The 24,725-nt window shown below is 60.2% G+C and carries 23 protein-coding genes; 18 read left to right on the top strand and 5 right to left on the bottom strand.

Going from position 1 to position 24,725, the window contains the following annotated elements:
* Positions 1 to 33 precede the first annotated feature (33 nt).
* The 4 genes from rplI to LBK75_10745 form a co-directional block, all read right to left on the bottom strand.
* Complete coding sequence (gene rplI, locus LBK75_10760) at positions 34 to 477, bottom strand: 50S ribosomal protein L9 (GenBank protein MDR1158761.1); 444 nt, start codon at positions 475 to 477, stop codon at positions 34 to 36.
* A 43-nt stretch (positions 478 to 520) separates the two neighbouring features.
* The gene (locus LBK75_10755) at positions 521 to 2,539 is read right to left on the bottom strand and encodes a DHH family phosphoesterase (protein MDR1158760.1); all 2,019 of its coding nucleotides are present in this window, start codon (positions 2,537 to 2,539) and stop codon (positions 521 to 523) included.
* A gap of 519 nt (positions 2,540 to 3,058) precedes the next feature.
* Complete coding sequence (locus tag LBK75_10750) at positions 3,059 to 4,780, bottom strand: M56 family metallopeptidase (GenBank protein ID MDR1158759.1); 1,722 nt, start codon at positions 4,778 to 4,780, stop codon at positions 3,059 to 3,061.
* Entirely contained in the window at positions 4,777 to 5,178 is a 402-nt protein-coding gene (locus tag LBK75_10745) for a BlaI/MecI/CopY family transcriptional regulator (GenBank protein ID MDR1158758.1), read from the bottom strand. The genes LBK75_10750 and LBK75_10745 overlap by 4 nt, the downstream gene beginning before the upstream one ends.
* Positions 5,179 to 5,369: 191 nt before the next feature.
* Between LBK75_10745 and LBK75_10740 the strand changes: the two genes are divergently transcribed.
* Positions 5,370 to 6,566 (top strand): ATP-binding protein, encoded by a 1,197-nt coding sequence (locus LBK75_10740; GenBank protein MDR1158757.1) that lies wholly within the window; start codon positions 5,370 to 5,372, stop codon positions 6,564 to 6,566.
* Between the two features lie 92 nt (positions 6,567 to 6,658).
* On the opposite strand, the gene LBK75_10735 is transcribed toward LBK75_10740, so the two are convergent.
* Positions 6,659 to 8,785 carry a methyl-accepting chemotaxis protein gene (locus LBK75_10735; GenBank protein ID MDR1158756.1) on the bottom strand — a complete coding sequence of 709 codons (2,127 nt, stop codon included), beginning with the start codon at positions 8,783 to 8,785 and terminating at the stop codon, positions 6,659 to 6,661.
* 446 nt (positions 8,786 to 9,231) lie between these two features.
* Between LBK75_10735 and LBK75_10730 the strand changes: the two genes are divergently transcribed.
* From LBK75_10730 to LBK75_10650, 17 genes are all read left to right on the top strand, one after another.
* On the top strand, positions 9,232 to 9,501 hold the full coding sequence (locus LBK75_10730) for a hypothetical protein (GenBank protein MDR1158755.1): 270 nt from the start codon (positions 9,232 to 9,234) through the stop codon (positions 9,499 to 9,501).
* A gap of 21 nt (positions 9,502 to 9,522) precedes the next feature.
* Positions 9,523 to 10,068: a hypothetical protein gene (locus LBK75_10725; protein MDR1158754.1), complete on the top strand. Its 546-nt coding sequence runs from the start codon at positions 9,523 to 9,525 to the stop codon at positions 10,066 to 10,068.
* A 317-nt stretch (positions 10,069 to 10,385) separates the two neighbouring features.
* Positions 10,386 to 11,588, top strand: coding sequence for an aminotransferase class V-fold PLP-dependent enzyme (locus LBK75_10720; GenBank protein ID MDR1158753.1), 1,203 nt, complete (start codon positions 10,386 to 10,388; stop codon positions 11,586 to 11,588).
* A gap of 61 nt (positions 11,589 to 11,649) precedes the next feature.
* A complete protein-coding gene (gene nifU / locus LBK75_10715; protein MDR1158752.1) occupies positions 11,650 to 12,069 on the top strand; it encodes a Fe-S cluster assembly scaffold protein NifU in 420 nt (139 codons plus the stop codon).
* A 19-nt stretch (positions 12,070 to 12,088) separates the two neighbouring features.
* Positions 12,089 to 13,612, top strand: coding sequence for a M20/M25/M40 family metallo-hydrolase (locus LBK75_10710; protein MDR1158751.1), 1,524 nt, complete (start codon positions 12,089 to 12,091; stop codon positions 13,610 to 13,612).
* A gap of 80 nt (positions 13,613 to 13,692) precedes the next feature.
* The gene (locus LBK75_10705) at positions 13,693 to 15,159 is read left to right on the top strand and encodes a hypothetical protein (protein ID MDR1158750.1); all 1,467 of its coding nucleotides are present in this window, start codon (positions 13,693 to 13,695) and stop codon (positions 15,157 to 15,159) included.
* Between the two features lie 156 nt (positions 15,160 to 15,315).
* Positions 15,316 to 15,996, top strand: a complete 681-nt coding sequence (locus LBK75_10700) for a TIGR00266 family protein (GenBank protein MDR1158749.1) — start codon at positions 15,316 to 15,318, stop codon at positions 15,994 to 15,996.
* A 520-nt stretch (positions 15,997 to 16,516) separates the two neighbouring features.
* Positions 16,517 to 17,695 carry a DnaJ domain-containing protein gene (locus tag LBK75_10695; protein MDR1158748.1) on the top strand — a complete coding sequence of 393 codons (1,179 nt, stop codon included), beginning with the start codon at positions 16,517 to 16,519 and terminating at the stop codon, positions 17,693 to 17,695.
* A gap of 166 nt (positions 17,696 to 17,861) precedes the next feature.
* Positions 17,862 to 18,632, top strand: a complete 771-nt coding sequence (locus LBK75_10690; protein MDR1158747.1) for a ParA family protein — start codon at positions 17,862 to 17,864, stop codon at positions 18,630 to 18,632.
* Positions 18,633 to 18,708: 76 nt separating this feature from the next.
* Positions 18,709 to 19,992 (top strand): serine--tRNA ligase, encoded by a 1,284-nt coding sequence (serS, locus tag LBK75_10685; protein MDR1158746.1) that lies wholly within the window; start codon positions 18,709 to 18,711, stop codon positions 19,990 to 19,992.
* A complete protein-coding gene (gene mscL, locus LBK75_10680; protein MDR1158745.1) occupies positions 19,989 to 20,423 on the top strand; it encodes a large-conductance mechanosensitive channel protein MscL in 435 nt (144 codons plus the stop codon). The genes serS and mscL overlap by 4 nt, the downstream gene beginning before the upstream one ends.
* A gap of 50 nt (positions 20,424 to 20,473) precedes the next feature.
* Positions 20,474 to 21,424 carry a hypothetical protein gene (locus tag LBK75_10675; protein MDR1158744.1) on the top strand — a complete coding sequence of 317 codons (951 nt, stop codon included), beginning with the start codon at positions 20,474 to 20,476 and terminating at the stop codon, positions 21,422 to 21,424.
* 151 nt (positions 21,425 to 21,575) lie between these two features.
* The gene (locus LBK75_10670) at positions 21,576 to 22,004 is read left to right on the top strand and encodes a hypothetical protein (GenBank protein ID MDR1158743.1); all 429 of its coding nucleotides are present in this window, start codon (positions 21,576 to 21,578) and stop codon (positions 22,002 to 22,004) included.
* A 371-nt stretch (positions 22,005 to 22,375) separates the two neighbouring features.
* Complete coding sequence (locus LBK75_10665; protein ID MDR1158742.1) at positions 22,376 to 22,753, top strand: desulfoferrodoxin; 378 nt, start codon at positions 22,376 to 22,378, stop codon at positions 22,751 to 22,753.
* A 50-nt stretch (positions 22,754 to 22,803) separates the two neighbouring features.
* Positions 22,804 to 23,349, top strand: coding sequence for a rubrerythrin family protein (locus LBK75_10660; protein MDR1158741.1), 546 nt, complete (start codon positions 22,804 to 22,806; stop codon positions 23,347 to 23,349).
* A 553-nt stretch (positions 23,350 to 23,902) separates the two neighbouring features.
* Positions 23,903 to 24,139 carry a hypothetical protein gene (locus tag LBK75_10655; protein MDR1158740.1) on the top strand — a complete coding sequence of 79 codons (237 nt, stop codon included), beginning with the start codon at positions 23,903 to 23,905 and terminating at the stop codon, positions 24,137 to 24,139.
* A 180-nt stretch (positions 24,140 to 24,319) separates the two neighbouring features.
* The coding region (locus tag LBK75_10650) for a hypothetical protein (protein MDR1158739.1) at positions 24,320 to 24,725 on the top strand (406 nt) is incomplete at its 3' end.

The raw sequence follows: 24,725 nt of genomic DNA, 5'->3' as shown, positions 1-24,725 counted from the left end.
GGGCGCACCCCCTCCTCCCGTCACACCGCGCGTTCACTCCCCGACTTCCACTTGGAGGCGGGCGGAGATTTCGGAGCCCAGTTTGACTTTGATCTCGTGGCGGCCGTAATGTTTGATAGGCTCTTCCAGAACCAATTTGTGCTTGTCAATCTCCAGCCGGTACTGTGCCTTCAGCGCGTCCGCCACGTGGGCGGCCGTCACCGCACCAAACAGACGGCCCTGCGAACCGGCTTTCGCGTGGACATGCACCACCATGTCCTTCATCCGCTCCGCCAGATCCTGCGCGCGTTCTTTCGCGCGCACCGCACCGTCCTGGCGCGCCCTCTCCTGCAGCTTGTAGGCGTTTAGCGCGTCGGGCGTCGCCTTTGTCGCCAGGTTCCTCGGCAGCAGATAGTTGCGGGCATACCCCTCGGACACCTCCACCAGGTCTCCTCTCTTCCCCTGCCCGGTCACATCCTGCTGCAATATCACTTTCATCCCGACACACTCCTTCCGATGCGCGCTCCGGCGGCCCGCCGCCTCACACGCGTTCCGCGTTCGTCGGATTTTCTTCCAAATATTGGTCTATCGCGTGCAGCAGCCGCGTCAGCACGGTCTGGACCGAACGGCCCGGCACCTGGGCGCCGGCGATGGTCTGGTGCCCGCCGCCGCCGAGCTTCTCCATGACGACCTGCACGTTGATCCGCCCCAAAGACCGCGCCGACAGCATGACTTGCTCTCCCTCCGGGAAGAGGACGATAGAGGCGTCCACCCCGGCGATGCCGAGCAGTTCGTCGGCGGCCTGGGCCGCCACCGTCCGGTCGACCGGCGCCTCCACCGCCGCCAGCGCCACTTGCCCCTTGTACATCCGGGCGTTGCGCACCACGTCGTAGCGCGCGACGGCCGCCGCAAGGTCGCTCTGGAAGAGTTTTTTGATCTCCACGGTGTCGGCCCCCGCGCCGCGCAGGAAGGCCGCCGCCTCGAAGGTGCGTACGCCGGTGTGCATCGTGAAATTTTTCGTGTCGAGCGCGATGCCGGCGAGCAACGCCACGGCCTCCAGTCGGTGCAGGTCGCCCTGGTCCAGCATGTACTGGAGCAGCTCCGTGACAAGTTCGCTGGCCGACGAGGCATACGGCTCGTGGAACCCCAGCGCCACGCGCTCTATGTAGTTCGACGCGCGGCGGTGGTGGTCTACCAGGGCGATGCGGGTGCATGCCTGAAGGAGATTCGGGGACTCGACGAGTTCCGGCCGGTTCGTGTCGACCACGATGAGCAAGGTGTCGCGGCCCGCGAGCAGCATGGCGGTCTGTGCGGTCACAAAGAGGTCGTCGGCGCCCGGCAGGTCCTCCATCTTCCGCAGCAGTCGCTCGGCCGCGGTGTGCGTCCGGTCGATGACGATGTACGGCTTGCGCCCGCGTTTGCGCACGGCGGCGGCCACGCCGACGGCCGCGCCCACGCTGTCGATGTCCGCGTTCTGGTGGCCCATGATGAGCACGTTGGACGAGTCGGAGATGAGCCGGGCCAGCGTGTTGGCCATGACGCGGGACTTGACCTTCGTGCGCTTTTCGAACTCCTTTGAACGGCCGCCGTAGAATTCAAACGAGAGCCGGTTTTTGATGATGGCCTGGTCCCCCCCGCGGGAGAGCGCCATGTCGATGGCGAGCGCCGCGTAGCCGAAGTCCTCCCGCAGCGTGGCGCCGTCTTTTCCAATGCCGATGCTGAGCGTCACCGGGATACCGCCCGGGCTCACGATGGCGCGCGCCGCGTCGAGCAGCGAAAATTTCCCCTCGATGAAGGCGGCCAAGTGGCGTTCCTCGAAGAGGAACAGGAAGCGGTCTCTGTCAAATTTACGCAAAACGCCCTCGGCGGGCGCGGCCCAGGCGGCGACGCGGTCGTCGATGGCGGCCAGCATCCCCGACTTTTGCGAGTCGTTCAGATTTTTCACGATCTCCTCGTAGTTGTCCAGCACCACAAGGGCTGTCACCGGGCGCGACAGCGCATACTCCCGGCGCAACGCGGAGGCCTCGGTCACGTCGATCCAGTAGAGGGTACCGAGCAGGCTCCGCGCCTGGGTCGGGTCGGCGCCGACGCTGGCCACGCTGCCGAACACATTGTACTGCCGCCCCCGCAAAGAGATCTCCAGCGGGTGTTCGCGCTTGCCCTCCAGCAGGAACTTCGTATGAAACCCGGGCGCCACGTCGCCGATCTTCACCTCAAAGAGGTGTTCCCGTTCCCCGGCGATCTCGAAAAATCGCTCGTTCGACCAGAGGATCTCGCCGTTGTCGAGCTTCAGGATGACCATTGGCAGCGGGAAGTTCACAAGTGAGTCGCCCATCGCGGCGCCCACGTCCTGCGTCAGCCCCTCCAGGTAGCGGACGATCTCCCGCCGGCGCGCGGCAAGAAATCGGCGGTAGATGAGGTACAGAAGGACGACGGCCGCGCCTTCTCCGACGGCCAACCAAGTGTTCACAAAGGCGGAGGCCGCCGCGAAGAGGAGCATAGCCAAGAAGGATAGCCGCGCCCCCGGCTCCAGCACCCGCAACAGTTTGCGATTGTTCACACGGCCACCCCCGTCCGACGCCCGGCGGTCCGTCTCCCCGCCCGCCGGTGATAAAATATTATATCAGAAAAATCCGTCGTCGGCAATAGCGAATCCTCAATTTGCTTGACACGGCGGTCAATCCGTGTCAGACTATATGCAAGACGACACTTCCCGGGAGGCGCGTATGAAAACCTTATTTAATAACTTGTATCGTCGGTTTTTAAATGCATCGTATTCGGTACAGGAGTTGATTGTCTGTTTGCTGATCTTACTGCCGCTTGTTTGTTTCATACTCCTGTATAGACTGCTAATTTACTGAGTCCGCATTGGCAGAGGTTTTTTTGGACGCACAATTTGTTTTCCCTCCATCGTCACTCGCTTATCGTGTTTGACATTAAAAGTCCCCGCCGGGCACAGTCAGGCGCCCGGCGGGGACTTTGCGTCGCTGAGAACAACGATTTTGGCCCATAAAGGGGACGGCTCATTCATGTTCGAACACCCACTCGGTTTGTATATCGCCCGGCGGCCCGCTTCCCGCTATAAAACCACCGAGTCCCTCGCGAGATGCGCCTCCAATTCGTTGGCGTCTGAGAAAAACCGATAGCACAGAGGCGACAGGTCGTCTATCGAAACTTCTACATAGAAGAGATCGTCAGGGAACACCACGCGAACAAAATAATAGTCAAGGATCTCCTTGTCTCTGCCCGTCGGCAAATAGCAGACGGCCTTTGTACTGTCCGGCGAGAGGGACAGTTTGTCTCGGGCGATCGCGGCGGCGGCGGCGATGTAGTCCTCGGATTTGAATGCGTCCGCTACGGTCTTGGCTCTGTGGTCCAGCGAGTCCAGCTCTATGAGCGTCTGTGTCCCTATCTCAATGGTGGCGTCATAGAGCAAAGATTGCTCCTCAGAGAAAAAGGTGACAAGTCTCTTCGGTGTGCCTTCGTTGCTGAACTCGTCTACTTCATTGACGAACACAGGGATCCCCTCAAGGCTGATGTCCCAAAAGTCTTCCATGTCCTTCCTGACCGTTTCTATCACGACGGCTTCGTCGAGACTGGCCAGTTTCCTGGGAAATTCACTCTGTTCTGCCGTTACGGGCGGTTCGACATCAATCATGACGTCGGACAGCGGCGGCGCGGGCGGCGCCGCTGTGCTGAGTTCTGAGTTCTGAATGTTGAGTTCTCCCATGGGCGCCGGCGGTACCGGCTGGCAGGCGGCCAGCGTGCCCGTCACGCCCACCAACAGCAAGAAGGCGCAAAAGGGGATGACGCCCGATTTTTTCTGGCCCGCAAGAAGGTTCTCCAGCCGCCGCCGAAGTATTTTCGCCGTGCTCGGAAACGAAGTGGACATGGCCGAATGAACGCGCTTTTCTGATGCCGTTTTCAAAATAACCCCTCCATATTCCTGTTTTTCCGCGAAGGTCTGGCTCTTGGTCGTCTCCCTGTCGCAAACCAGTTCCAGATCTTCCTCCGCCTCCCGGCGCATCAGGTACACAAGCGGATTGTACCAGTGCAGCACATTGACCGTGAGCAGCAGCAGTTTGTACCACACGTCGCGCCGCTTGCTGTGCGTGAGTTCGTGCCGCAGAATCAGGCGCAGCTCCGCCTCGCTGTCACTGCCGTGCGGCAGCACGATGATGGGCTTCACAAGCCCGGTGAGCAGCGGGCCCGCCGCACGGCGGCTGATGTACAGGCGGGGCGGCTTTTGTATGTCCATCTCCTGTGCGAGCCACGCGTAGACCGCGCCCGCCGCGCTCTCCCCGGCCGGCACGCTCCACCGGAGGAGCCGCCTGCGGCCGAGACCGTACCCGAGGATGTGATAGACCGCCATGCAGACGACGCCCAGCAGCCAGACGTGGGCCGCGCTTGCGCGCGGAGTGCTGAGTTTTGAGTGCTGAGTGCTGAGTTCCTCTGTAAGGGCGTTTTGGGCCGGGACCGGGGCCGGCGCCTGCGGCGCCGGAGTGCTGAGTGCTGAGTTTTGAGTGCTGAGTGCTCCCGTGAGGGCGGGTGCGGCTGGGTCCGCTGCCGGGAGGGGGCGTTCGATGCGCAGCGCGGGTATGGGGATCTGGATTGGCGCGCGGGGCGCCGCCGCGGCGATGGGGATCAGCAGGCGCAGGGAGAGCGCCAGCCACGCCCAATATTTCCATTTGGGCGTATAGCGTTTCCCGAGATACCCGGTGAGCAGCTTCAACGGCAGCACCAGAAGGCTGGTGGTCAGAGACGTGAGCAGCAACCCTGCCACAAATGCGTTGTCCGTCATGTCTCCTCCCCCTCCTCCTCCTCTTCGGCGCTTTCGAGAAAGGCCCGCAGTTTCGATAGGTCTTCCTTTGAGATCACCTGCCCGCGGTAAAAGGAGGCCACCAGGTTCTCAAACGAATTGCCGTACAGCTTTCCAAACATCGCCCGGCCCTCGCTCTGCCGGTATGTCTCCAGCTCCACGCGCGCGCTGTACAGATTGTTGCGGTACTGCTTCTGGCAGAACAAAAAGCCCTTCTCCGTCAGCCGCGCGAGCACGGTCAGGAGCGTGCCCCGCTGCCAGGACCGCCGCCGGCCGATCCGCTCCAAAACATACTGAGAGTTCACCGGCCCGTCGGCCTCCCAGATCACCAGCATGACCTCCAGCTCCGCATCGGGCAGCCGTCTGATCGTCTCACCCATCGTCTCACCCTTTCGTTATACAATTGTCTCTTAACGCTCTTATTATACGCCCGTCTAATCACCTTGTCAAGAAATATTTCCAAAAATTTTCCGCGTATTGAAAGCAAGTGTTTGCAGTACTCTTGCAAACACTTGACGCTTGAAGAAGGTTGTGGTACACTAATTGCAAATTGTGAATTGGAGGCGGCTATATGATAGCGCGCAAAGCGCACCTCGATAACCTTATCCGTTTTCGGGACAAACAACTCATCAAGGTCGTTACGGGGATACGCAGGTGCGGCAAATCCACGCTGCTCGAACTGTACCAGAATTACCTGCGCGGAGACGGCGTTACGGACGAGCAGATTATCTCTATCAACCTTGAAGAAGGGGAATACGACGAGATAGAAACATATAAGCAGCTATACAGCTTTGTATTGGCGCACATTGTGCCGGACAAAAAGATGTACATCTTTTTAGATGAAGTCCAGCGGGTAACAGAGTTTCAAAAATGCGTTGACAGCCTGTATGTCAAGAAAAACTGTGACGTATACATCACAGGCTCAAACGTTTACTTGCTTTCGGGGGAGCTGGCCACCCTACTTTCGGGGCGGTATGTGGAAATCAAAATGCTGCCGCTGTCTTTCAAGGAGTACGTTTCTGCGTTTCCTGAGAACACGAATCTTGAACGGCTGTACGCCGACTATATCCAAAACAGCGCGTTCCCTTACGCCTTAGAAATCTCAAACCAAAAGGATAGGCGGCAGTATCTGCAAGGAATATATGACACGATTGTTTTGAAGGACGTCGTTGCCCGCAAAAAATTTCCCGACATCGCCATGCTCAAAAGTGTCGTCCGCTTTATGTTTGATAACATCGGCAATCTTTGCTCTACAAAAAGCCTTGCGGATACAATGACCTCTGCAGGACGAAAAATCGCCGTCCATACGGTAGAAAGCTATCTGACTGCGCTGACCGACAGCTTTATCCTGTATCAGACAGGGCGGTATGACATAAAGGGCAAGCAGCATCTGAAAACAGGCCATAAATATTATGCCGCCGACATCGGTTTGCGCTATGCTCTGCTTGGAACTAAAAAAGCGGATTTAGGGCATATTCTTGAAAATATCATATTCCTTGAATTGATGCGCCGGGGTTATGAAGTCTATATCGGCAAGATCGGAAATGCGGAGGTTGACTTTATCGCTGTCGGTGAGGAGGGTGAGGAATACTATCAAGTGGCGCACACCGTGATTGACCCGAGCGGCGCAACCTTGCGCCGTGAGCTTGCCTCATTGGACTCCATCAATGATCATAACCCGAAATTCCTTTTGACAATGGACAACACACCGCTCACCTCACATAACGGCATAAAACAAATTAACGCGCTGGACTGGCTCTTGAAATAACTGGCAATTTTCAATATTTATCATTTCATGCGCAGAGAGAGGCGACCCATTCGGCGGGCCGCCTCTCTTGCACAAAGGAAAAACGAACAGGCTTACGCGTCGAGAGAAAGCCTGTTATGCGCCGCTAGGCGAGCGGGGCCGCGGCGGAGCTGGAACTGTGACACGAGACCGCTCAGCGTCGCCGACTGGCCGCTCAGTTCCTCCGACGCGGCGGCGCTCTCCCCGGCCGTGGCGCTGTTTTGCCGCACCACTTGCGTCACCTGCTCGATCCCCAAGTTGAGATCCTCGACGGCGGCGCTCTGCTCGTCCGCCCGGGCGGTGATCTCCCCGATGATCCGGTTGGAATCGACGATGCCGTCCACTATTTCCCGCAGCGATTCATTCGTCTCCCCGGCGATCTGGACGCCGAGGTCGGCCTTGGCGATGGAGTTCTCGATCAGCAGTTCCGTGTCCTTCGCCGCCTTTGCGCTCTTCGCGGCCAGGCTGCGCACCTCCTCGGCCACCACGGCAAAGCCCTTGCCGTGCTGCCCCGCCCGCGCCGCCTCCACCGCGGCGTTCAACGCCAGAATGTTCGTCTGGAATGCGATGTCGTCGATGACCCGGATCACCTTGCTGATACTCTGCGACGCGCCGCTGATCTCCTGCACCGCATCCACCATCGCGTGCATCCGCTCCGAGCCCTCCTCGGCTTTCTCTCGTATAGCGCCGGTCATCCGCGCAGCGTCCCGCGCGTATGAAACGGCGTCCTGGATGGAATTCGACATCTCCGAGATGGCGCCGGAGAGCCGCTCGATGGCCGCGTCCTGCTCGTCCGCGCCCTGTGCCAGAAGCTGTGCCCCGTCCGCAATCTGCTGGGACCCGGCGGCCACCTGGCCGGCCGAGGCGTTGATCTCACCAAACATTTCGTTTAACTTCTCTACCATCTCACCCAGCGCCACGCCGATCGTGTCCTTCTCGCCCAACCGCTCCACCTCGATCGCCAAGTCGCGCCGCGCCACGGCCTGGAGCGTGCGGCCGCAGCTCGCGAGATGCGCCATCATGCCGCCAAAGGCGGCGAACGACCGGCTTATCTCGTCTTGGCCCCGCGCCATTTCCTCGATATCCGTCCGCTCCCCGTCCGTGAGCGTCAGATCGCCGGTCTCGCCGACCCGTTTGAGGAAACCCATCATCCGGTTCAGCGGGCGGATGATCCGTCCCGTCGCCGACCGGAGCACGAGAATGATCGCCAGACACACGAGGAGCGCCAAACCGAACGTCAGCAGCAGCAGCCGTTCGTAGACCGCGTTCGCCTCGCTCTCCGGCGCGATCACCGTCACATAGAACCGGCTGTCCGCCGCATCCAGGGCGACGGGAATCGTGACGGCCAGGCTGGGCTTGCCGTTTACCGCGGAGTTCACGCGCGTGTAACGCGCCGTCTCCCCGGCGGCGGGGCGTTCATACGCGAGCCCGACGGACTCGGCGGGTTCCCCTACGTCGTCCAACACCGGGCCGTACAGCAGCCGGCCACCCTCGGTGGTCACCGCGATGTAGCCGGTGTCATATACTTTCTCCTTCGACAGCGCCTCGTGGATGCTGTCCAGATACAAGTCGACCGTCATCACGCCCAGCACCTCTTTGGCGTCGCTCATGAGCGGGTACGACGCCGTGATCATATACGCCGTGCTGCCGCCGACGGTGTAGAGATACGGCTCGGAAAACGTGGGCGCTTTGCGCGCCTTGGGTTCTGTGTAATAGGGCTGGACAAATTCCTGTTCGTCGTCCTCTGTCTGCGGCAGGTACTGTGTTTGGCCGCCCTCCCGGTAATAATAATAGGAGACGCGCCCGCTTATCTTGGTGCCGTAGTCCGTGCCGACGTATTGGCTGTCGAGCCCATCGTACACATTGGGCTCCAGCATGAAGGCCGTGCCCTCGGAGATTGTGTATTTCTCAAACGCGTGGAAGAGGAACTGCTGCAGGGCGACCCTGTCTGTGCCGCCCGTCTCCATCTGCGCCTCTATTACGCTGCTGACGCCGGAGAGGAAAGAGACCGGGCTTTCAAATTGACTCTGGATCAGATGGGCGTATTTCTCTCCCTGCTCCCTGACTGCGCTCTCGGTCAACTGTCCAAACGCGGAACGCAAATACAAAAACAGCGTCAGCAAGATCGCCAGCATGCCCACCAAAAAACAGACCGTGGAGGCCGCCGTGATTCGGAATCGAACGCCATGCCGATTCTTCATGCCGTCATCCCCTTATTAGTACCTTGTTGCCGCGAAGCGGCAACAAAAAACAAGAATTTGGGTTGTGGGTTGCAGGTGCAACCCACGTTAGATAGGTAGCGCTTGTCTTCGATATACTTATATATTATCGAACGTTTCTCGCACGCGCTGTAGGCGGGGTCTTTGTACGGACCCCGCGCCCCGGCGGCGGTCCGTCTTCAGACCTGTCTGCGTTCTCACGATATAATAAGTGGGAGTATGGCAGGAAAACGCCGTGTTTTCGCAAATTTTTCTTGCAAGTGGCCTGGGGCTGTGATAAACTACTGTCATTCGTTGGAGAACTACACACCGCTCCGCCCCCTTTCTCCCCGTACGTCTGGTCTGCCGGCCGGCGTTATGTACATAGACTGTCTTGTGGGGAGGAATGACACATGGGCGGACGCCGTAAGAAAAGAGGCGACAACGCTGTGGATCTCGTGCGTGAACAGGAGCAAGCCCTTCTTTCCGGCGCAACCGCGCCAGCCAGGCCCGCGCCGGTCGCACGGCGCGCTCCTCTTTTGTCCGAGGCGCTATTTGCGCGTGACCAAAAGCGGTATCTGCGGCACTTGAAACATGTCCTGACGCTGCCGGAAAATCACCCGGATCGCCTCGCTGCCGCAGATGTCGCACGGGAGAGAATGATTTTGGCGGGCATTCTCGGCCCCGACGGCAACTTAACGGAACTCTATAGAGAATAACCTGGTGGAGGGGATGCCGTTATGTCATCCGTGGTGGTCGGCTTCGAGAAGACGGGATACCACGGATGCGATGGGTTCGTCGCGGACAAGGTGCTTTTGTGGGGTGAGTCCCTGCATATGAGCACCAACGATTACGATTGGCTCGGCCATGGGATCTACTTCTGGGAAAACAACCCGATCCGGGCCTGGGATTGGGCGCAGCGCCACCCGAACCCGGCCGTACTCGGCGCCCGCATCAAGCTCGGGCGCTGTCTTGATTTGTTGCAGCCGAAGTGTGTGGATACTTTGCGGCGGCACTATGAGATCTTTCTGGCCGAAATGACCCTGCTTCGGGCGCCCCTTCCGAAAAATACGTCCGGAGGCAGGCATCTCGACTGTGCCGTGATTGAACATTTGCACAGATACCGCTTGCATTACGGGAAGCCTCCCTTTGACTCCTTGCGCTGCGCTTTTGAGGATGGGGAGCCGATCTTCCCGGGCTCCTTGCTCCGGACATTGACGCATGTGCAGCTCTGCGTCCGCAACCATGACTGTATCCTTTCGTATTTCCTGGTGGACCGGCCGTGACCGATTCCGGCGGTACCGTGTCTCTGTCAGCGCGCCCTGCCGCCGGGGCGCTTTTTCGTTTTGTGTACAAAGACTGTTTTGTACACATTTTGTAGGGAGGACAGGTGTCAGAAGTGCGTCTGCCGAAGGCGGGGCGCTTTTTTCATTTCCCAGTACAGCCTCCCACGCAGGCAGGCCCTTCTTCTGGGCGGACAGGCACCGGCGCGGGCGGCGGAATCATAAAATATTACCAAAACACCAAAAGACTTTTCTTGACTTGCGGCGGCACCGGGCATATCATGAGAATAGTTTGGGTATCCAGCGAAGGAGAATGAAACATGTTTGTGTATTCCGACAACGCGGCCACCATGCCGCTGTCCAAAGAGGCTTTCGAGGCGATGCTCCCCTTCCTGCGCGACAATTTCGGCAATGCCTCCTCGGTCTACGGCGTCGCGCGGGAGGCGGCCCGGGCTCTGTACGGCGCGCGGGAGGATGTGGCCCGCGCTCTCGGCGCCAAGCCGGAGGAAATCTACTTCACCGGCGGCGGCACCGAGGCCGACAACTGGGCTCTCAAAGGCGCGGCCGAGGCGCGCTGCGCGCGGGGCCGCCACATCGTCACCACCGCCATCGAGCACCACGCCGTGCTGCACACGGCGGAGTACCTGGCCAAACAGGGCTATGAGATCACCCTGCTGCCGGTGGACGAACAGGGCCGCGTAAGCCCCGAGCAGGTGCGCGCCGCGCTCCGCCCGGACACCATCCTCGTCTCCGTCATGACGGCCAACAACGAAATCGGCACGATCGAGCCCGTCCGCGAGATCGCTTCCGTCACGCGCGCCCACGGCGCGCTCTTTCACACGGACGCCGTACAGGCGGTCGGGCACATTCCGGTGGACGTGACCGATTTGGGCGTCGACCTGCTCTCGCTGGCCGGGCACAAGTTCGGCGGCCCCAAGGGCGTAGGTGCCCTGTACATCCGCAAGGGGGTGCGTATCGCGCCGCTGCTGCATGGCGGCGGGCACGAGCGGGGCCAGCGCTCGGGCACGGAGAACGTGGCCGGCGCCGTGGGGCTCGCGGCCGCGCTGACGCACGCCGTGCGGACCCTGCCGGAGACAAAAGCCCTCGTCACCGCCCGCCGCGCGCGCGTCATTGAGAATCTTTCCTTGATCCCCTTCTCCCGCCTGACCGGGGACCCCGTACACCGGCTGCCGGGGAACATCTCGTTTGTGTTTGAAGCGGTCGAGGGCGAATCTCTCGTCCTCGGGCTCGACATGGCGGGCGTGTGCGCTTCGTCGGGCTCGGCCTGCTCCTCCGGCTCGCTGGACCCTTCGCACGTGCTGCTCGCCATCGGGCTGCCCCACGAGGTCGCCCACGGCTCGCTGCGCCTCACGATCAGCGAAAACAACACCGAGGAGGAGATCGACTACCTCATCGAGCAAGTCACAAACACCGTGACCCGGAGCCGCCGGATGTCGCCCCTGTGGAACGAGGAGACCTTGTCTCCCACGGAGCGTTTCTGGACCCCGGGCGCCCCCGCCTGAATCCAATTCTCTGAGGGGCTGTCCGACAGTTCTTCAGACGGAAAGAGGACTGATTGTAACCATGTATTCTGACAAGGTCATGGATCATTTTTCAAATCCCCGCAACGTGGGCGAACTGATGGACGCTAACGCCGTGGGCAAGGTGGGCAATCCCAAGTGCGGCGACATCATGAAGATGATGATGCGCATTGAAAACGACGTCATCTCGGACGTCAAGTTCAAAACCTTCGGCTGCGGCGCCGCCGTGGCCACCTCCAGCATGGCGACGGAACTCGTTAAGGGGCGGACCGTCGCAGAGGCGCTGGCGCTGACCAACAAAGCCGTGGCCGAGGCGCTTGACGGCCTGCCGCCCATCAAGATGCACTGCAGCGTGCTGGCCGAAGAGGCCATCAAATCCGCGATCTCCGACTATTACCGCCGACAGGGTATCGATCCTGTGCCCATCGTGGGCTGCAACGTCGACTGCGAACACTGCCACTGATATGCCGTCGGGTGTTTGGTTGGCCCTTGCCCTGCTGGCGGCTGCACTCGCGCTGACGGCCGCGCGGATGCTTGTCCGCACCGGCCGGCTCGGCCGGGCGCGGGTGGTTCCGGTCCTCGGCCGCGCGGCGGATCCGGAGACCGCACAGCGCGTCGCCGAGACCCTGGGCGCGCTCATCCGATACAAAACCGTCTCCCACGACGCGCCCCAAGAGCACGCCGAGTGGGTGCGTCTGCACGACGACTTGAAGCGCCGCTATCCCTTTGTCCATGCGACGATGGAACGGGAGAGCGTCGGATCATTCAGTTTGCTCTACCGCTGGAAAGCATCGGATCCGCAGGGAGATCCGCTGCTTTTTTGTGCGCATCTCGATGTGGTGCCCGCCGATGGCGGGGCCTGGCACTGCCCGCCTTTCGAGGGCCGCATCGAGGACGACCACGTGTGGGGGCGCGGCGCGCTGGACTGCAAGCACCTCGTCGCCTGTCTGCTGGAGACCGCCGAAGGCCTGCTTCGGCAGGGGTTTTCGCCCACGCGTGACATCTACTTTGCGTTCGGGCACGACGAGGAGACCGGCGGCGCGGAGGGCGCCGGCGCGCTGGCCGCGCTGTTTGCCAAGCGAAATCTCCGCTTCGCATTGGTCCTCGACGAGGGCGGTGCACTGAGCCGCGGCGCCCTCTCGCTTCGCCGCCCGGTGGCCGAGATCGGCGTGAGCGAAAAAGGCATGATGAACGTGCGCCTCACCGCCCGGAGCACGGGCGGTCACGCCGCGCATCCGCCGCGGCACACGGCGCTCGGCCGGATCGCCGAGGCCGTCTGTCGGGTGGAATTTCGGCCCGGCCCAGCCCGCCTCACCCCGCTGATCACCGATCTTCTGGCGGCGCTCGCGCCGTATCTCTCCTTCTCGTGGCGTTTTTTGATCGCCAACCGCCGCCTGTTGCGTCGGTTCCTGCTGCGCCGGCTGGTGCGTTGCGGCGAGACCGCCTGGGTGCGTACGACCTTCGCGCCCACGACGGCACAGGCGGGTTCGGCCCCGAACGTCCTGCCGGACGCTGCCGAGGCCGTGCTGAACGTCCGGCTGCTGCACGGGGAACGGGGTGAGGACACTCTCGCCTACTTGCGGGACCTGCTCTCCGGACTGGACATCGAGACTTCCACCCTTTTTTTGCAGGAGGCCTCCCAGATCTCCGACTATCGGGGCGTGCCCTTCGCGCGGCTCGGCGAGAGCGTGCGGGCCGTCTTTGGGGCCGTGCCAGTCGTACCCGTCCTGCTGGCTTCGGCCACCGATGCGCGGCGCTACGAATCCTTCTCCGCCCATGTGTTTCGTTTCTGCCCCTTCGTGCTCGCGCCGGACGAGAGCGCGCGCATGCACGCCGCCGACGAGCGCGTGAGTCTGGAGGGCCTGGGCTTGGCGGTCGCCTTCTACGAGGACCTGCTGCACCGCTTCGCCGGCCCGGAACCCGAGTCCGGCGGCAGCCCTTTCACCGAACCGGCGGATCCCGCAGACCCGCCGGCCTCCGCGAAGACATGCCCGCCCAAAGGGTAAAACGCAACAAAATTAGCGCCGGAGCAAATCAACGCCGGAGCACTGTGTGTTGGCAAATTCTGGCAAGGAGCGATCGTCAGATGATCAAAAAGATAGGCAAATGTCTCGTTTTGTTGGCGCTGTGCACTTCGTTTCTCACGGCCTGTGGAGATCCGGGGGCGCAAACCGTCTATGAAGTCTCTCCCACGCCCCCTCCGGAGAGCTCCCCCGCGTCCTCTCCGCCGCCTCCTCCGGAGAGCGCTCCGTCTCAGGGTGTTGAACTGTCCCCTGCGGCCGATCTCACGACGGTTTCCCTCCGGCCATGGGCTGTCGATTCTCTGGCCGCGATCCGCGCGCGCGACGACGTGGCCCTGTATGTGAGAAGCGATGGTCTTTATGCCGCCGACTTGCTCACCGGCGAGGAGATCTGTCTGGATGCCAGTTCGCTTGTCGCCACGGGTATCCCGCGGGTGACCCAGTTCAGCTTCTCTTTGGAACTGTCGGCCGATCACAAACTGGCCGCCTATACAAAGGGCGCGGCCCTGTTTCTTGTTCCCGTCGACTTCGACGGCCCGCCCTGCGAGCCGCGGCTGCTCTGCGAAGAGGTCGGACAGGCGGGATACGTGTTTGCGGCCGGCGCGTTTCTGTACGCCCCGGCCAGCGGAGGATTGTACACATACGATCTGTCCGACGGCCACGGCGACCTCTTCCTTGACGGCAGCTGCGCTTACACCGAGCTGGTCGCGGCACCGGAAAAACTCTATGCCGTGCGGCGCGGGGACGATGCCGAGGGTGTTGTTGAAATCGATCTTTCTGACCGCAGCGCGTCGATGATCGTCCTCAATGAGCTTGTCGAACCGGGCGTCGGCACCCTTCACCCACCCATCGGTGTCTCCGCCGACGGCAGGTATTTCTATCTGATCGGCAGGACACGTTCCGGATCCATCTCGACCGACGGCGTTTCCGTGGCCGTCTATGACAGTCATGCCCAAACGTATACGCCCCTTGACTTCCCCTCCCTGCAAAGATCGGAGAATTTCTCGATCCATCCCACAGACGGGACGCTTGCTTTTATGCATGGCGTCGGCAGGGAGATGACGAATGAAAACAAGACGCTCCGCCTGTGGGATCCGGCTGCGAAGAAGATGACAAGCGTGAGCGATGAAGACAGCGGCGGTGCGATGAACCCCTGTTTTTCACATGACGGCCAAAAACTTGTCTATTCGGCGGGCAAATCCTTTGCCGATTATGATTATGTCGCCGCATCTGTGGCATTGGAAAGAAACGGAGAATACTATGAGCAGCACGGCATCTGGGAGTACTCTCTGACGACCGGCCGGAACACACGCATCACGGACACGGGCTTCGCCATGTGGCCGCGCTACATCGACCAAGATCGGGCCCTCTGTTATGTGCGGCTAAACGGCGACGCATATGATCTGTATGTATACGAAGACGGAGTCGAACGGCTGGCTGTCGCGGGCATCCCCGATTACGACTATTCGGACAACCACGGATTCTTCAATCTGACGCCTATCTTGAGAATCTCATCGTCATGGAACGGTTAAACAATCCCTTGCGAACGGATTGTGCGGGATTTTTCTCTTTCTTTTTGACGCAAAACGGCGTATAATAAGCCCCAAAGAGGTGCACTGGCCGCCGCCGGCGGGCAAAGCACTCTGCGGGGCGTTTGTTTTGCCGCGCCCCGGGAAGGAGGAAAACAAATGGAGTACAACATTTTGGGAGAACCGATGCCGGTGGTCGTCTGTACGCTGCAGCCCGGCGAGTCCATGCTCACGGAGCGCGGGTCCATGGCGTGGATGACCCCCAATATGCAGATGGACACCAACGCGGGAGGGTCCATTGGCAAGGCCTTTGGGCGCATGTTCTCGGGCGAATCGATGTTCCAGAACGTCTACACGGCGCAGGGCGGCGTCGGGATGATCGCCTTTGCCTCCAGTTTCCCCGGCGCGATCCGTCCGGTCCAGATCACCCCGGACCACCCGATCATCTGCCAAAAATCCGCGTTTCTCGCCTCTCAGCCCAGCGTCGAACTGTCCATCCACTTGCAGAAGAAATTGGGCGTAGGCTTTTTCGGCGGCGAGGGATTCATCATGCAGCGCCTCTCGGGCCACGGCCTCGCTTTTTTGGAAATCGACGGCTTTGCCGTCGAGTATACGCTGCAGCCCGGCCAGAGTCTGATCGTCGACACCGGCAACCTCGCCATGGCCGACGCCACTTGTTCAATAGACATCCAGCAGGTGCCCGGTCTGAAAAACAAGCTGCTGGGCGGCGAAGGTCTCTTCAACACACGGGTCACGGGCCCCGGGCAGGTGGTGCTGCAGACCATGCCCATGAGTGGCTTCGCCGCGGCGCTGTCCCCCTTCTTTTCCAGCAAAGGCTGAGGGTCTGTCGAAAAATAACCTGTACATTTGACTTGCTCTTTTGCGCCCTGGCCGCGTTGCCGGAACACAAAATTGCTGCGCCAACTGCACACTTTATTCCCCGACAGACCCTGAGAGAACGTTCAACGCTCGCCCGCGCATCTTTTCCTGTCTTTTTGCCGCAATCCTTCGCCGTTTTTCGTCTCTTGCGTCAAAAGTTCGACACAAGTATTTCGCGTCTGAGCACTCTATAATGACTGTGGCTCGGTGCCAACCACAAGATATAGTGGTACTTGTCCATTTCTACAGACTAACGTGGGTTGCACCTGCAACCCACAACCCAAATTCTTGTTTTTTGTTGCCGCTTCGCGGCAACAAGGGTACTTCTTATCGGAGCTCGGCTCACCGGGGACGCCGCCTGCGCCCATGGCGCGGGCGCGAGCGTTTGGAGATTGTTGACAAGGCCTGTGCGAAAAGCTACAATGGAGACATGGGGAAAGCATTGTCGAACAGTTCCTCAGATACGAAAGGCGGTGGCCCGTTGGGCAGTTTTGTCGACCATTACAGCGTGCTGCAGGTCCACCCGGAGGCCGAGCAAGAGGTCGTCCAGGGCGCTTATAAGCGACTGTGCAAAAAATACCACCCGGATCTGAACAACTCCCCGCAGGCGCAGACCCGGATCGCGGCGATCAACGCCGCCTATGAGGTGCTCGGCGACGCGGACCGGCGCGCCGTCTATCACGTCGAATGGCTGCGCCGCCGCGTCGCCGTGCCGGTGAAACCCCCGGCTTCGGAGCCGTCTGCGACCCAGATGGGTACGCCTCAGGCGCGCCAACTGGTCCACGACTACTTCTCTCACCTCTCGGCCGGCCGCCATCAGGAGGCCTTCGCGCTGGTCAGCGAGACGGATAAGTCGCATTTCTCTTTCGGCGATTTCGTCGAGTGGCAAACTTCTGTCTCCGCCACCTATGAGATTGGCCCCTTCTCGCTGTCGCTCTATAAAATTCATCCCGGTTTCCGTATGGAGGACCGCACCCGTTTCCTCGCAGAGGAATACCGGGTGACGGTACAGGAGAAGAATCGGAAGACAGGTGTCGTGACCGAGTACGCCTTTACCAAGTATGCCGTGCTGGAGCGGGGCGCCTGGCGCCTCTACCTGGGGTACCGGGATCTCACCCCGCTGATGGCGCACTTCAAGGTGGATTCTCTGACACAGGAGGAATCTCTGCTGCTTGGCCGCTGGGAGCGTTACTTAAAGACCACAAACACATTGTTGGGGCTGCCGAACCGGCAAGGTTTTGAGGAGATGCTGGCCCCGGAGATTTACCGCTACAAGCGATACGCCCGGCCCTTCACGCTGGCCGCTTTTCAGGTGGCGCTGCCAGATCGGGCGGCGGGCGCCGGCCAGGCCGCGCGGCTGCTCAAATACGTCGGCTACCTGCTCTCCCATTACGTGCGCTCGATCGATCGCGTCGGCTATCTTGAGGAGCGCCTCTTCGGTGTTCTCTTCGCCGAGACCTCCTGGCGCGCCGCGGAGTCCGCCGCACGCCGGATCCTGCGCGCGGTTCGCAAGGATCTCTCCTCCTGCTTCGATTTCGACGTACACATTCAATTCGGACTCGCAACCTACGAGGGGCAGTCCCTTGACAATATGCTCCGGGCCTGTCTTCGCAACCGCCGCGCCGACATCGCCGGCCGCGTCGTCCACTCTTTCGACTGACGGCCATTGTTGGTGCAGGTGAAACCGTGGGCCGCTCCTCTCGACAGGTCCACAACTGTGTCTTCGGGCTCGATGCACATCGACAGAAAACAATGATTGTTTCACGTGAAACAATTTCGCGCTCCCGTCCCCTTCGGGGGAGTCCTCTTTGGGAAGGAACGTGGTCATGGGCAAAATCATCGCAATCGCCAACCAAAAGGGCGGCGTGGGCAAGACCACCACCTGCGTCAACCTGACCTGTGCGCTGCATGACGCAAATCTGAAGGCCCTGCTGGTCGACTTTGACCCGCAGGGCAATTCGACATCCGGCATGGGGGTCGACAAAAATCGGGCGCCCTCCATCTACGATGTGGTGCTGGGCAGCGTGGAGGCGTCCCGCGCGCTCGTCTCCACCCACTATGGGGACGTACTGCCGGCCAACAAGGCCCTCTCCGGCGCCGAGATCGATTTTGTCGAGATGGAAAAGCGGGAATACCTGCTGGCGACCGCACTGGCGGCGCTGCGGCTCCGCTACGACTTCCTGCTGATCGACTGCCCGCCCTCGCTGGGGCTGCTCACGCTCAACGCTTTCTGCGCCGCCGACACCGTATTGGTGCCTGTTCAGTGCGAATACTATGCACTGGAGGGCCTCTCCGACTTGATGTACACGATTCGGGCCGTGCGGACCCGGCTCAATCCGACGCTGGATGTGGAGGGAATTTTGCTGACCATGTTTGACGGGCGCACCAACCTCTCGCTGCAGGTGGCGGCCGAGGTCAAGCGGTTTTTCCCCGGCAAATTGTATGCCTCCGTCATCCCGCGCAACGTCCGCCTCTCCGAAGCTCCCAGCCACGGCGTCCCCGTCCACCGTTACGACCGCGCCTCCCGCGGCGCGGACGCCTACACGCAGTTGGCGGCCGAATTGATTCGCAAAAATCAGCCGTCCGAAGGAAAATGACGACTTTTAACCGTTGACAGCATTGACAGCGCGCATTGTCGATGCGCATCATTTCAGTAAAAAAGGAGCGGAAACCATGCTGGACATTCGGCAGATCCGCGAAGACCCGCAGGCGGTGATCGACCGACTCTCCTTGCGGGAGAAGGACTTCGGCGAGGAGGTGCGCCGGGTGGCCGCGCTGGACGCCGCCCGCCGGCAGATCCTCTCGCAGACGGAGTCGCTCAAGGCCGAACAAAACGCCGCCTCCAAACAGATCCCCGCTCTCAAAAAGAGCGGGTCCGACACCTCGGACCTGATGGCGCGCATGAAGGAGATCTCCGCCCAGGCCGGCGCCCTTGAGGAGACGCTGCGCGAGACGGAACAGTCTTTGCAGGCGGCCTTGCTCGGTCTGCCCAACCTGCCCCGGTCGGACACGCCCCGAGGCGCAAACAGTGACCAAAACGCGGAAGTGCGCCGCTTCGGCGTACCGTCTGTCTTTCCGTTTCCGCCCCGGCCCCATTGGGAGATCGGCGAGGCGCTGGGCCTCCTCGATCCGGCCACGGCCGCCAAGGTCACCGGCGCGCGGTTCCACTTCTACCGCGGCCTTGGCGCGCGCCTCGAACGGGCCATCGCCAACTTCTTCCTCGACACCCATACGGCCCGGGGCTACACGGAGATCTTTCCGCCCTTTCTCGTGAACCGGAGCGCAATGACCGGTACCGGGCAGCTCCCCAAATTCGAAGAGGACGCCTTCAAGGTGCAAGACACCGACTACTTCCTCATCCCCACCGCCGAGGTGCCGGTGACCAACATGCACCGAGAGGAGATTCTCCCGGAAAATCGACTGCCCCTCTCCTACTGTGCCTACTCGGCCTGCTTCCGCGCCGAGGCCGGCAGCGCCGGGCGCGACACGCGCGGCCTCATCCGCCAGCACCAGTTTAACAAGGTGGAACTCGTCAAATTCACCCGCCCGGAGGATTCCGCCGCGGCGCTCGAGACGCTCACCGCCGACGCGGAGGAGGTCTTGGCGCGCCTGGGTCTACCCTACCGGGTGGTACGTCTCTGCGGCGGGGATCTCTCGGCCGCCTCCGCCATGACCTACGACATCGAGGTCTGGATGCCCTCGTACAGACGCTATGTGGAGATCTCCTCCTGTTCGAACTTCGAAAGCTACCAGGCTCGCCGGGCCGGGATCCGCTTCCGGCGGGAGGGAGACAAACCGGAATTCGTCCATACGTTAAACGGCTCGGGCGTGGCCGTCGGCCGGACCACCGCCGCCATCTTGGAGCTTTATCAGTGTGAAGACGGCGGCGTCACCATCCCGGAGGCCCTGCGGCCCTACATGAACGGGCTCACACGCCTTGAGGCGCCGGCCCGATGAAGCGAACGGATCGATTTGCCCGTCTGCGGGCGGAATTCCGGGAGCTCGCGCTGCGCGGCAGCTTTGTCGACCTGGCGGTCGGCGTCATTGTCGGCGGCGCGTTTGGGAAGATTTCCACCTCCCTGGCTGGCGACGTCATCATGCCGGCCATCGGCGTGCTGCTCGGCGGCGTGGACTTTTCGACCTTCAACATCACCCTGCCCGCCCTCTGGACAGGCGGCGCCCCCGTACAACTCGGCCTCGGCAATTTTCTAAGGACCGTCGTCGATTTCTTTCTCATCGCGCTGTGCGTCTTCTTCCTCGTCAAATGCATCAATGCCCTGCGCCGCCGGGAGGCCGCCGAGGAACCGCCGCCCCCGCCGGCGCCCGACTCCACTGCTCTTCTCACCGAGATCCGAGACCTGTTGAAACAATTGACAGTGGACACGTGAGCGTGAACTATGTAATGGGGATGCATTGAAAGATGAAGGATGCGAAGAACATGAGAAAAACATTTCTGACAGTCATAGCGATCTCACTCTTCACGGCACTGATGGTAGGCGTAACATCTTGCGGCAGGGCCTTGCCAAATGAGCGCGCGCAAGATGGAAGCGCCGAATTTTTGGCGCAAGACAGAGAGGACGACACAGGAGCGTCTCAGCAAGACGGGCAAGAGTCCGCCAGCGACAGCGTAACAGCGCCTCAGACGACGTCAAACGGACTTATGAACGGCGCGTCTCCCATCACGAGCGCGTTGGCGTTTTACCGCTTTGACGGAGAAGAGACTTCTCTTTCCTATTCTTACGACAGCAATACAACCAAAAGTATCCTCAGCGCGTTGGACGCCGTCTGCGCCGTCGCGGCCAAAAACTGGTCTTTGGACGACATAACCCTACCCATCTATGGATTTGAGATAACCGCGACGGACGGTTCGGGGCTATTTGCCGCTTGGTCCAATGGATACTGGATTTCGCAGGACGGGACTGTATATCGTTTTGATTTCAGTTTTGCCGAGCTGGAGACACAATACCCTTGGTCTGACCAGCAAGGAGATTTTTCTTTCACCTATTTCCCCTGTGCGCACTTCCTCACACAGGATGAAAACGGCTGGAACCGCACGCTGTTGACTCCTGTCGCAGAATTGGAACCGCCCGACGGTGTTACGATGACTTTGGAATCATGGGACAAAGACATGGTAACCGTAACGATCGCGGCAAACAGCGGCACAAGCTGGCACTATGGAGAATACTATGCCCTGCAAGTGTTCTTGGAGGACGTGTGGTATGAGATTCCCGTCATGCCGAAACATTGGGGCTTTCACGACATTGCCCTGCTCCTGCAAGCCGGCGAGAAGAAAAACCAGACGTATTACTTAAAGATGTATGGCGACTTACCCGCTGGAACATACCGCATCGCGGCCTACGGCCTTTCCGTTGAAAATACCCTCTCATGATTTTTACGGTTTATACGCGCAAACAGAAAAGATTGTCTCCCCCGGAATATACTATATATAGTGGTTATATACTATATATAGCAGTTGTGACGGAGGAGACAATCTTTTTCAACGACGGTGCGCGCAGTGGGATGCGACTCAGTGCGCCGGCGTGGACGTCGTCGCGAGAGATGGCAGGACGTCCGACGCGGCGCCGGGGCTGGATCGGGCCCCGCCGGGCGACGCGTTAGGGCTGGGGGACGTGCTGGCGCTGGGTGATGCGCTGGGGCTGGGCGATGCGCTGGGACTGGGCTGCAACTGCGGGCTGGCGTCCGGCGTCAGACTGGGCGCGGCACCTGGACTGGGGGAGACCGCGGGCTGGGTGGGCGGCGTAGGGGTCGGCCGACGCGGCGCGCGTCCGTTGCAAGTGGTCAGCGTGGCGGCCAGCAACAGCGTGGAGCCGGCCCACGCAAGCGGTTTTGGCAGGATCATATCGACATCCTCTCCAGCAATCGTGGTTGGGCGCCTCCCTACATGTCCGCCGGACACGGCGCGGCGCCGCGTACGGGGTTGTGGGGAGCGCCCTGTTGTAAATTTTTAGCTGTCTCGGGCATGCTATTGTGCGCCCGCCTTAGTATGCGCCGCCGCGGTGGATTTATGTTTGAAAAAGAAGCATAAATTTTTACCTTGCGTTTTGTATTCTTTCGAGATAGGATATCGATATATATAATGTGGGTTGCACCTGCCTCCCACAACCCACATTCTTGTTTTTTTGTTACCGCTTCGCGGCAACAAGGTACTAAACAAGGTACTAATGGTAGGCTTTCCCGCGCGCCTTCGGCGCGCCCTGCCCTCTCCGTCGGTCCGCGCACAGGCCCGTGCGCGCCCATGGGCAGCCGGTCCCCCGCGGCGGGTCCGGAACGGAACCATTTTCCGGAATGGAATCATTTTATTGCATAGGAGGCGATTCTTTTGACAACACCCCTTGTCTTCTTCCGCTGCGCCCACTGCAACACGGTGGCCTGGAAGCTGTACGACGGGCGCGCACCCCTGGTCTGCTGCGGCGAACCCATGTCCGAACTGGCTCCAAACACCACCGACGCGGCGCAGGAGAAGCATGTCCCCGTGGTGACGCGCGCGGACGGCCGGCTGACCGTGACGGTCGGCTCGGTCACACACCCCATGGAGGAGAAGCACTTCATCGGTTTCGTCGCGGTGCTAAGCGGCGCACAGGTCTCCCTTCGTTTCCTCTCGCCCGGGGACACGCCCAGCTTCACGCTCTCCGACGAACACTGCGACGCCGTTTACGCCTGGTGCAATCTGCATGGCCTCTGGAAGGCGCAGCTCTGAAAACGCGTGGACTGAATTTGACGAGATTTGCTTAGAAAGGATGTGTGTATATGCCTGAACTGAAGGGGTCCAACACCGAAAAAAACTTGGAGACTGCGTTTGCCGGCGAGAGCCAGGCCCGCAACAAATACACGTATTATGCTTCGCAGGCCAAAAAAGACGGTTTTGAGCAGATCGCGGCGCTCTTTTTGGAGACTGCGGAGAACGAGAAAGAACACGCGAAACTCTGGTTCAAGCTGTTGCACGGCGGCCATGTCCCCGGCACGGCGGAAAACCTCAAGGACGCCGCGGCCGGCGAACACTACGAGTGGACCGACATGTACAAAAACTTCGCCGAAGAGGCCCGCCGGGAGGGTTTCACCGACATCGCTTTCCTCTTCGACAAGGTGGCCGCCATCGAGGCGGAGCATGAACAGCGCTACTTAACCCTCCTCTCCAACGTAGAAAACGACCTCGTCTTCCGGAAGGGCAAGAAAGTCTATTGGATCTGCCGCAACTGCGGCCACATCCACGAGGGCCTCTTCGCCCCCGAAAAGTGCCCGACTTGCAACCATCCCAAGGCCTATTTCGAACAGCGCAGCCTCAACTGGCGCTGAGGGTCTGTCGAAAAATAACCTATACATTTGACTTGCCCTTTTGCGCCCCGGCCGCGTTGCCGGAACCCTTGAATACTACAAGTATTCGCGGAACCCGGCGCCTTGCCGGAACACAAAATTGCTGCGCCAACTGCACACTTTATTTCCCGACAGACCCTTACGAGCAGCTGGGGCAGCCCCGTCACATCCGCCACAGCGCGGGAGAGGTATCCCACGCAAGATGAACAAAGACACGCCCACACAGGCTGAGGAAGATCCGGCCTGTGTGGGCGTGTTGTTTTTTGGGGTCAGCCGCGAGAATATAGCTCCAGCGCGGCGTTTCCCCGGCGCGCATCAAAAAATGTGAAATTTTTTTTGGCGCACACCGGGCAAACAAAAATATGACAAAACAGTAAATTTTTTGTGAAGTTCAAAGGGGATGACAACAATCCGAGGAGATTGACAAGGATATAATTGGAACTTGTGTGGTTTTTACAAATTTTTCTATTTACTTTTGTAAATTATGAACTATAATGGATTCAATTGGAACCCAACAATGCAGGGGGCAAATAACATGAAGCGACATGTAACCAGTCTTTTCCTGGCGTTTTCCGTACTATTCGTAACCACCGTGGCCGCCATGGCGGCGCTGCTTCCGGCGCAGGCGCAGGACGCGCAAGTACAATGGGAAGTGGGCAGCCCATTCAGATACATGGTAGATGAACAGCGACTGGAAAGCCCACCGCCGTCACAGGAAATACCCGGTACACCGGGCAGTTTCCGGGCGGCGGTTTTTTTGCGTCTGAACTGACGATGCCCGTCTTGTCTCCGGGGACCGATCTGCAGGAGATGCTGGCGCGGTAGCCGAGAGAAGTCGCCGTGCCGGAGGACCGCTCCATTAATACGTTGTCACAGACAAAGATGTAAGCGGTGCAGCTTCCATGATGAGGATATCAATTCGGTGAAAGTATTTTAACAGGGGGAATGGGATATGAAGACAAGAACAAGAGTGATGAGTTTTGTGCTGGCCTTTGCCGTACTGCTGACAGTGACAGCCGTTGGCGTTTGGACAGCGCAGATATCTTCTGTCGCGACAGCTTCGGGGCCGCTCGACATGCAGGTAACATTACAAGAGGGAGATCCGTTCGTGTTCATGAAAAATGAATACAAAGCGACAAGTGAGAGTTCTTGGCAGACGGAATCTACGGGTGGCGACACAGCCATGAATTTTTCGAATGTATCCGAAAGTTCACTGCTGAGTGGGACGACGTGGGGGGGTTCGCTGCAGGACGAATGGGAGCAAATCCCGCAAAGAGTGGCTGTGCCGGTGCAGAGATACATCGTCAAGTACAAAGAGGGAGAGGAAGCGCAGGCCAGAGAAATGGTCGCGCCTCTTG

This window comes from Oscillospiraceae bacterium, assembly GCA_031265355.1.
Classification (GTDB): Bacteria; Bacillota; Clostridia; order Oscillospirales; family UBA929; genus JAIRTA01.
Note: the sequence above shows the minus strand (reverse complement) of the source record. Positions and strands in the feature narration are given on the sequence as shown.